Annotated in this window: 7 protein-coding genes and 1 pseudogene; 5 read left to right on the top strand and 3 right to left on the bottom strand. The window is 73.3% G+C overall.

Annotation, left to right across the window (positions count from 1 at the left end; genetic code table 11):
• Both DVH02_RS31930 and DVH02_RS31925 read left to right on the top strand, forming a co-directional pair.
• Positions 1-1162 (top strand): annotated as a pseudogene (locus DVH02_RS31930) (hypothetical protein); the annotation flags it as partial.
• A complete protein-coding gene (locus DVH02_RS31925) occupies positions 1159-1695 on the top strand; it encodes a GNAT family N-acetyltransferase (protein WP_199566489.1) in 537 nt (178 codons plus the stop codon). The pseudogene DVH02_RS31930 and the gene DVH02_RS31925, both read left to right, overlap by 4 nt.
• A 220-nt stretch (positions 1696-1915) precedes the next feature.
• On the opposite strand, the gene DVH02_RS31920 is transcribed toward DVH02_RS31925, so the two are convergent.
• Entirely contained in the window at positions 1916-2206 is a 291-nt protein-coding gene (locus DVH02_RS31920) for a hypothetical protein (protein ID WP_114627339.1), read from the bottom strand.
• A 205-nt stretch (positions 2207-2411) separates the two neighbouring features.
• Here DVH02_RS31920 and DVH02_RS31915 point away from each other — a divergent pair, with 205 nt between their 5' ends.
• Positions 2412-3173: an RlpA-like double-psi beta-barrel domain-containing protein gene (locus DVH02_RS31915; RefSeq protein WP_114627338.1), complete on the top strand. Its 762-nt coding sequence runs from the start codon at positions 2412-2414 to the stop codon at positions 3171-3173.
• A gap of 159 nt (positions 3174-3332) precedes the next feature.
• Here DVH02_RS31915 and DVH02_RS31910 read toward each other — a convergent pair whose 3' ends face one another.
• Complete coding sequence (locus DVH02_RS31910) at positions 3333-4337, bottom strand: Gfo/Idh/MocA family protein (RefSeq protein ID WP_114627337.1); 1005 nt, start codon at positions 4335-4337, stop codon at positions 3333-3335.
• A gap of 316 nt (positions 4338-4653) precedes the next feature.
• Here DVH02_RS31910 and glnII point away from each other — a divergent pair, with 316 nt between their 5' ends.
• Complete coding sequence (glnII, locus tag DVH02_RS31905; RefSeq protein ID WP_114627336.1) at positions 4654-5673, top strand: glutamine synthetase; 1020 nt, start codon at positions 4654-4656, stop codon at positions 5671-5673.
• Between the two features lie 422 nt (positions 5674-6095).
• A complete protein-coding gene (locus DVH02_RS31900) occupies positions 6096-6704 on the top strand; it encodes a winged helix-turn-helix domain-containing protein (RefSeq protein ID WP_114627335.1) in 609 nt (202 codons plus the stop codon).
• A 259-nt stretch (positions 6705-6963) separates the two neighbouring features.
• Here the strand turns inward: DVH02_RS31900 and DVH02_RS31895 are convergent.
• On the bottom strand, positions 6964-8463 hold a 1500-nt coding region (locus tag DVH02_RS31895; protein ID WP_407697705.1), incomplete at its 5' end, for a PepSY-associated TM helix domain-containing protein.

Below are 8463 nucleotides of genomic sequence, written 5' to 3'. Positions count from 1 at the left end.
GCGGATCGTCCATACCCCCGGCGCCGGGGGTATGGACGATCCGCTGTACGCGCGGGAGCTGCTGCCTCTGTACGCGCACGGACATCTGCGCGCGGGGCTCGACGCGGAGTCGTTCCTCACCTCGTACGAGGAGGCCGCGGGCGACGGCGCGTCCTCGTACGACGGCGCGGACCACAAGGGCGTCCGGGAGGTGCTGCGCGCGGTCGATGAGCGTACGTTCCGTTACGAGGCCCCAGGGCCGTTCGGGGACGCGGTGGCGGCGGCCCGCGAGCAGGCGCGCTGGGGCGGGACGGAGGCCGCGTGGCGCACGCTGGAGGCGGCGCTGACCAGCTGGGAGCCGTACGGCGACGACCATCTGGCCCCGGTGGGGCTGCTCGCCGATCCGCTGCTCGGGCCGCTGATCACCCCGGAGCGCGGTCGCCTCGTCCTGGAGACGCCCCGGGGTGCGGGACGGGAGGACGGCGGTCCGGTGGAGGCCCAGGCTCCGGAGGAGTCCGAGGCGGGCGAGTACGAGGCGGGGAAGTACGAGGCGGATGGGCTGGCTTGGCTCACGGACGAGGAGAGGCGTTCCTCGTACCGTTTCGTGCTCGTCCGGGACCTCTCGCCGCTGGAGCTGGCCGGGCGGATCGGCAGCGGGCCGCTGTCGGCGCCGTCCGACGAGGCTGAGGCGGGCGCGGCGGCCCGGGTCGGCCGGTGCGCGGTGGACGTGGACGGGGACGGGGAGAGCTGGAGTTTCGCGTTCGAGAGCGCTCCTGAGCCGTTCCGGGAGGATCGGCCGAGTGGGCCCGGGGCGCCGGCGTCCCGGGGGACGGCCTCGGTCACGGTGTGGTGCGAGCGGGGCAGCGGCACGTTCCACTTCTCGTACCGGGAAGACGGGCGGCGGGTGTACGGATTCACCGTGCGCGGCGGCGCGATCGAGCGGTGGGGCGCGCTGCCCGAGCCGCTCGACCCCGTACCGCTCTTCCCCGGCGCGTCCGCGGAGGAGGGCGACGACGAGGTGAACGTGGCGCTGGACCCGGACGACGAGTACGAGGCGCTCGCCGCGCTCTCGGAGGTGTACGGGGTCTCGCTGCCGCGCTTCGCGATCGGCGCGGGGCGGCTGCACGCCGTCGTCACCGGCGAGCCGGGCGGCGCGCGGCAGGCGCCGGGCGGCGCGTCGTGACGCCGATCCTGACGGCGCCCATCGGGACCGAGCGGCTGACGCTGCTGCCCCTGCGCGTCGAGCACGCGGAGGAGATGGCCGCCGTGCTGGCGGATCCGGCACTGCACCGCTACATCGGCGGAGCGCCTTCGACGGCGGAGGAGTTGCGCACGCGGTACGCCCGGATGGTCGCGGGCTCGCCCCTGCAGGTCATCTCCTGGTGCAACTGGGTGATCGGCGTCGAGGGCCCGGCGGGGCAGGGCCGGTGTCTGGCCGGGTACGTCCAGGCGACCGTGGTGCCGAGCCGTGACGGCGCCGGTCTCGACGCGGAGATGGCCTGGGTGGTGGGCACGGCGTGGCAGGGACAGGGCATCGCGAAGGAGGCCGCGCGGGGGCTGGTCGGGTGGCTGGTGGAGCGGGGAGTGGGGACTCTGGTCGCCCACGTCCATCCGGACCATCTGTCCTCGGCCGCCGTCGCGGCGTCGGTCGGGCTGACGCCCACCGACGAGTGGCAGGACGGCGAAGTGCGGTGGCGGCGGCGCGTCGTGTCCTGAACGGAGTGCGCGCGGGCCGCTGCGCGCGGCCCGGCGCGAAAAGCGGCGCGCGGCCCGGCGCGAAGCGTGGCGGCCGTTGTTCCCCCGGCCCGGGTCGGGCCCGGGGAACGGCGGCCGGCCCGGCCGCTCGCCCGCTCGCCCGCCCACGGAGGGCTCAGCCGAGCGGCCCCGCTCGGCAAGCGTGCTCGGCGGGCCCGCTCGGCGGGGCGTGCTCGGCCGATCAGCCGATCAGGGTGCGCACCATACGGCAGGTGGTGTTGGACGGCGGGTGGATTCCGATGCGGGCCGCCGTGCTCCGTATCCTCCGGTTGCTCGCCTTCTCCGGCACGTACACGCCCGAGTCCAGCAGGGCGATGGCGAGGCGCATCGCCTTCAGGCGCCGGTTGTGCGTCTCGTACCACTCGCGGGGCCGACCCGCGGGCAGTGGCATGCGCCGCAGCGCGGGTGATGTCCTGGATGATGTCTTCGACGGTGTCCTGACGGATTTCGTGGTGATGGTGGCAACGGCCATCGGCGACCTCCCGGCACGGTGGTGGGACCCTCACGAACTGCCTCCATTTTACTGCCCCCCACTGACAATCGCCCCTGGCCAAAGGCCATTTGATGGACTCCGGGCCAGGACCGTTGAGCGGATCCGGCGGCCCGCGCGTATGTAACGGCGCACCGAACCCCCCACCGGCCCCACACGTGCGCGGCCGGGAACAGGAGTCCGTCACGTGTCCCGTAAGAAGACCTTCAGCGGCCGGAAGAAACTCGCCCTGCTCGTCGGCGCGGCAGCGCTCGCGGGAGGCACGGCGGTGATCATGACCGGCACCAGCCAGGCTTCGGTGGTGTGCGACGGGCTGGCCACCGCCGTGACCAACAACGAGAACTTCATCGCGGCCCAGCGTGCCGCCCCTGACGCGCAGTCCGAGGCGCGGATCGCCAACCGAGTGGCGGTCATCGAGGAGATCGGCCGCAAGCAGGTGGCCTCCGGCTGCGCACCCGGGAACGGAGGCGGAAGCGGAGGCGGGAGCGAAGCCGGAGCCGGAGCCGGAAGCGGAGACGAGGGTGCGGGTGCCGGTACCGGGAACGAGCAGGCCGGTACGGACTCCCCGGGCACGGGCACGGGCACAGGCACGGGCGGCGACGCCAGCGCTCCCGACGACGGCAACGCGACCGGCGGGTCCGACGCGACCGGCGACGTCGTCTGCGCCGGTTCGACCGTCACGCTCTCCGGCGAGGCGGGTCCCCCGGCCGCGTCCAGCAATCAGTTCCCGGTCGGCACCACCCTCCGGGTGACCAACCTGGACAACAACAAGTCGACCACGGTGCAGGTCACTTCGGCCTCCGGCAGCTGCGCCCTGCTCAACGACGCGGCGTTCGAGCTGGTCCGCGAGGAGGGCAAGTTCCTGATCCGCAACGCCCGGATCGAGCAGATCCAGGGTGTCCGGTCGGCGGAGCGGGAGCAGCGGGAGCGAGTCGAGAGCGTCGGCTGACCGGGAGCCGGTCGGGGAGCCAGGGCCGCGCCGGGGCCGAGGCCAAGGCCGCGCCGGGGCCGGGGCCGCGCCGAGGCCAGGGCCGCGCCGACCGGCTCCCGCTCCGGCTCCCCGGCCGGATAGCCGGTCGGCTCCGGCTCCGGCTCCGCTCCGGGTCGGCTATCCGACCGGCTTCCGCTCCGGCTCCTCCCCCACGCCCGGAGCCCCCACGCCCGGGGCCCCTGCGGCCCCCCGGGTCCCTGCGGCCCCCCGGGTCCCTGCCGTCAGCTGGGCCTCCGCCGCCGCCAGGATCTCCGTCAGCCGCAGTCCGAAGCGCACGTCGCACGCGTGCGGCTGTCCCGTACGCATCGCCTCCAGCAGCGCGTCCACGGCGGCGGTGAAGGAGTCGACGGGATCGCCCCAGTTCTGCGGCAGCGTCGCCGTGCCGTGTTCCCCGCGCAGTTCGAGCGCCGTACCCGCGCTCGCGTGCGGCGCGCTCAGGCTCAGCGCCGCCGTACTGGCCGCCCCCGACACGTGCCGCAGCACGAGATGGGTGAGGTCGGGTTCGACGCGCGCGGCCAGCACGTCCGTGACGTCGCCGAGCAGCGGGATCAGCGCGGACAGCGCGTGCGGCCCCACGTCCCACAGGCCGCCCTTCTCGCGGCGCCAGGGCGAATCGGCGAACGGGCTGTCGCTCCCCGGGCTGAACAGACCGCCGAGCCACTGGGCGTGGGCGGTGAACCAGCCGCCCCGGTCCGCCTGCTCCGCCACCCACCGCGCGGTCTCCGGCGCGAACCGCAGGGTGCAGAACACCACGGACTCCACCCCGGCCAGCGCCGCCGCGTCCGCCACGGCGCGGGCGCCCGCCACGGTCGTCGCGACCGGCTTGTCCATGATCAGGTGGCATCCGGCGGCAGCGGCACGGGCCGCCAGCGGCGCCTGTACGTCGGGCGGCAGCGCGAACGCGATGGCGTCGCTCGCCGCGAACAGCACGTCGAGCCCGGCCTCGCCGGAGTGGGCGGCGGTGCCGTGCGCGGTGGCGAGCGCGGCGGCGGCCTCGGGCCGCCGTCCCCAGACGCCGCTGAATTCGATGCCGGAGTGGGCGGCGAGGGCGGGCGCGTGCGTGCGCTCGGCCCAGGGGCCGGTGCCGAGAAGTCCGATACGAGGCTTGTCCATACGGGTCATACGGATCAGTCTGCCGTCTCCCGCGCCCGCGACTCCCCCTCGCACCCCGTCCGTATACGGATCGGACCCCGTACACGGCCCGCATATGGCCCGTATACGACGGAGAAAGCGTTCCCGCTCCCGGTACACACGGCGGAGGCGCGACGGATGCCCGGCGGATGCGCGCCGCGCCTCGGGCGCCGCCCCATTGCCCGCAAAACACCACGAACCAAAATAAAACCGGGTAACACCCGGTTCACAGAGGGGCAACCACCGGGAAACCCCGAGTTGCGAGGCTTCGGGTCAAACCTGCTGCACCCGCAAAGGATGAGGCCCCGTGACGTTCAAGGCTGAGTACATCTGGATCGACGGTACCGAGCCGACCGCGAAGCTGCGCTCGAAGACCAGGATCCTCACCGACGGCGCCGAGCTTCCCATCTGGGGCTTCGACGGGTCGAGCACGAACCAGGCCGAGGGTCACGCCTCCGACCGGGTGCTGAAGCCGGTCTTCTCCTGCCCCGACCCGATCCGCGGCGGTGCCGACGTCCTCGTCCTGTGCGAGGTCCTGAACATCGACATGACGCCGCACGAGTCCAACACCCGTGCCGCACTGACCGAGGTCGCGGAGAAGTTCGCCGGTCAGGAGCCGATCTTCGGGATCGAGCAGGAGTACACGTTCTTCAAGGGTTCGCGCCCGCTGGGCTTCCCTGAAGGCGGCTTCCCGGCCGCGCAGGGCGGCTACTACTGCGGCGTCGGCGCGGACGAGATCTTCGGCCGCGACGTGGTCGAGGCGCACCTCGACAACTGTCTGAAGGCGGGACTCGGCATCTCCGGCATCAACGCCGAGGTCATGCCGGGCCAGTGGGAGTTCCAGGTCGGCCCGCTGGCCCCGCTGGTGGTGGCGGACCAGCTGTGGATCGCGCGCTGGCTGCTCTACCGCACCGCCGAGGACTTCGGTGTCTCCGCGACGCTCGACCCGAAGCCGGTGAAGGGCGACTGGAACGGCGCGGGCGCGCACACCAACTTCTCCACGAAGGCGATGCGCGAGGGGTACGAGGCGATCATCACCGCCTGCGAGTCGCTGGGCGAGGGCTCGAAGCCGCTCGACCACGTCAAGAACTACGGCGCGGGCATCGACGACCGGCTGACCGGGCTGCACGAGACCGCCCCGTGGAACGAGTACAGCTACGGCGTCTCGAACCGCGGCGCTTCGGTGCGCATCCCGTGGCAGGTCGAGCAGGACGGCAAGGGGTACATCGAGGACCGGCGTCCGAACGCCAACGTCGACCCGTACCTGGTGACGCGGCTGATCGTGGACACGTGCTGCTCGGCGCTGGAGAAGGCCGGGCAGGTCTGACCCACCCGAGCCGGGCCCGACGGTCCGACGGCCCGCGCCACCCACCGCGTACCGCGTACCGCGCGCCCGGCCACCACGCACCATCGCGCACGGCAGCGGCAGGTCCCGGCAGGTCCCGGGGCGCCGGGACCGAACCCGTCCCGACAGATGAAAGGAGCGTGCCGCGTGACCGCGATGTCTGCTTCAATGGGGTCATGGCCAGCTTCCCGTACCCCGTGACAGGTCGCACCGACCTGGAGCCGTTCTGGCCGTCCCGGCAGCACCATGACTTCGACCGGGTGTGTTGCCGCGTGAGGAACGCGCCGGCCCTCTAAAGCCCCTTCTTCCGGGCCTTCGGCCGCGCGCGCAGACGTACGTACATCTCTTGTGCCGTCCGCATCTGTCGTTCCGACGACTCCTCCGCGCGAAAGAGCTGACCCCTCATGGCGAACTCCGTTCTGTCCTCACTCTCCTCCGCAGCACCCCCCGCGACCGGCGGCTCCACGGCCTCCCCCGGCCGGCACCGGCTCCGGGCCGTCGACCGCGACGAGACCGCGCCCGCGCCGGTCGCGGCGCCCGCGCCCGCCGGGTTCGTCCCCGGCCGGATCGTGGACTTCCTGCCGCCCGACGCGACCTGGCTGCCCGCGCCCCAGCACACCCTGCCGTCGCTGCCTGGGCAGCCGCCGATGGTCGGCTACCTCGTACTCGTACCGGCCGAACGGCACGCGGCGGCGCTGGCGGCGTCGGCGCCCAGGACCCCGGCGGGCGGCGCCGGTCCCGTACTGATCGACGGCGTCCAGCGGATCGCCGTCGTGGACGGGGCGCAGTTGGACCTCACGTATCTCGAATTCGAGCTGCTCGCCCACCTGGTGGCGCATCCGAACCGGGTGCACACCCGCGACCAGCTGGTGACCACGGTCTGGGGCTACGGGCACGTGGGCGACGGGCGGACCGTCGATGTCCATGTGGCGCGGCTGCGCCGCAAGCTGGGGGCCGAGCACCGCCGCACGATCCAGACCGTACGGCGGGTCGGGTACAAGTACACGCCCTGAAGGACCGGGCGCGGCCGGTGACCGGCAGCCGGTACGGGACTCGGTGGCCCGTGACCGGTGGGCCGTGGCAGGCGGGCCGTAGCCGGCGGCCCGTGAGCGGTGAGCCGTGACCGGTGGCTCGTAGCCGGTGGGCCGTGGCAGGCCGCCCGTGGCCGGAGGCCCGTGGCCGGAGGCCGATTGCCGTGTCCGTTCGCCCGGCCGGTAGTGGTACGGGACCCCGCCCGGTTTCGATCACCGGGCGGGGCTCCCCCACCCCCGGCTATCCGCGCGCCGCCGCCGGGCGCCTCGCGCGCGTCCACAGGCCGAGCGCCGCGTCCAGCGCGAGGAACACCAGCAGGCTGATCCCGAGCAGCGGCAGGAACCAGCCGACCAGCGCCGTCACCGCCACGAGCGGCAACAGCCAGGTCAGCGGCACCTTGCGCCAGGTGCCGCGCGCTACCGGCCGACCCACGCCGAATCCGCTCTTCTTGGTGGGCCGGCGCAGCCACCACATCCGGTAGCCCCAGACGATGAGCAGGATCAGGGAGAGGGCCAGCGCGGCGAGCGCGAGCTGGTTGGGGAGGCCGAGGAACAGGCCCATGTGGGCGTCGATGCCGAAGCGGGTCAGCTGGGCCAGCAGGGGGTAGTCGGCGAAGCGCAGTTCGTCGATGATCATGCCATCGGCCGGGTCGACGGCGACGGAGTCGAGGCGTACGGGGAACTGTTTGTCCGTCTGCGCGATGGTGTAGCCGAGCCCCTCCGTCGGCAGAGTCACCTGGATCGGCCCGTCGAGACCGGCCTGACGGGCGGCGACGACGGCCAGGTCGACGCCGATGTCCGCAGCGTCCATGCCCTCCATCCCGGGCATGTCCTCCATGCCTTCCATGCCCTCGTGCCCCTCGTGGCCGCCGCCGCCCGCGCCGCCCGCATCGGCGGTACCGCCGTCGAGGGCCGCGGAGACGGACGGGGTCGAGCTGCCGAGCTGGTCCTTGATCTCGCCGATGTTCCCGCCCGCGTACTTCGACCAGGTCAGCCCGGTGGCGGAGAGCAGGACGAGGCCGGTCACGGCCCACAGCCCGAGCGAGCCGTGCAGGGAGAGCGTCCTGCGCCGCCCGGTGGTCCCCCGCTCGGGAACGAGCAGCGCCCGCTTCGAGGCGCGCTTGCGGCCCACCCAGAGCAGCAGCCCGCCGAGGGCCACCACCCAGAGCCAGCTGGCGGCGAGTTCGCTGTAGTAGAGGCCCGGCTCGCCCAGCTGGAGATGGCGGTGGAACTCGGAGAGCCAGGCCCGCACCGGAAGGGCGCCGGAGCTGCCGTAGGAGTCCAGCGCGCCCCGTACCTCCGCGGTGTACGGGTCGACGAAGACGGCGAGGGAGTGGGACTCCTTGGCGTCGGGGGTGGCCATCAGGACCTGGGTCGTCGCGCCCTCCTCCGACGGCAGGCGTACGGAGGTGACGGTGCCCTCCGGGTGCGCGGCGCGGGCGGCGGCGATCTGGTCGACGATCGGCTGGGCGCGGTCGCCGACCGGGGCGCGCAGTTCGTGACGGTAGAGGACCTTCTCGGCCTGGTAGGACAGGGAGTACAGGAGTCCGCTGGTGGCGGCGACGAGCAGCAGCGGGGCTATCAGCAGGCCCGCGTAGAAGTGCAGCCGCAGGACGAGGGGGCGCAGGGCGCTCCAGCCGGAGACGGCGGAGGTATCGGAGGCGGCGGAGGTATCAGAGGCGGCGGAGGTATCAGAGGCGGCCGAGCTATCGGAGGCGCTGGTGGTGCCCGGGACGGTGGT

This window comes from Streptomyces corynorhini, assembly GCF_003346515.1.
In the GTDB taxonomy this organism is placed as follows: Bacteria; Actinomycetota; Actinomycetes; order Streptomycetales; family Streptomycetaceae; genus Streptomyces; species Streptomyces corynorhini.
Note: the sequence above shows the minus strand (reverse complement) of the source record. Positions and strands in the feature narration are given on the sequence as shown.

Excerpts from the sequence above, each read along its gene's own strand:
- DVH02_RS31920 (WP_114627339.1), bottom strand. The coding sequence starts at position 2,206 with ATGGCCGTTGCCACCATCACCACGAAATCCGTCAGGACACCGTCGAAG.
- DVH02_RS31910 (WP_114627337.1), bottom strand. The coding sequence starts at position 4,337 with ATGACCCGTATGGACAAGCCTCGTATCGGACTTCTCGGCACCGGCCCC.
- DVH02_RS31900 (WP_114627335.1), top strand. The coding sequence starts at position 6,096 with ATGGCGAACTCCGTTCTGTCCTCACTCTCCTCCGCAGCACCCCCCGCG.